The organism is Chryseobacterium sp. SIMBA_028 (assembly GCF_046535285.1).
Taxonomy (GTDB): domain Bacteria; phylum Bacteroidota; class Bacteroidia; order Flavobacteriales; family Weeksellaceae; genus Chryseobacterium.
Window position 1 is genome coordinate 1 of record NZ_JAWRWZ010000223.1, and the last position, 276, is coordinate 276.

Sequence of the window (276 nt, forward strand, 5' to 3'; positions counted from 1 at the left end):
GTATAATTTATAAACTTCAACTTTATTATTATGTCTGAATATATAAAAATTACCTTTACTGTAAGCCGGGGTATTTTTTTCTAAGCTGATATTGCATACCGTTCTCTTGTGGGTAATAATATTATATGCTTCGATATTTTTTTTTGCATTTTCATCCACAAAATACATCAGGTTGCTGGCAAGATCAAGGGTAAATGCATAATACATTCTGGAAGGATTGTCGTCTTTGATAAACAATGGAATAGTGCTTATCTTTCCATTGCTATAAACATAAAT

Annotated in this window: 1 protein-coding gene; it reads right to left on the reverse strand. The window is 29.7% G+C overall.

Going from position 1 to position 276, the window contains the following annotated elements; genetic code table 11:
* The coding region (locus SCA31_RS23230; protein ID WP_410699387.1) for a hypothetical protein at positions 1 to 276 on the reverse strand (276 nt) is incomplete at both ends.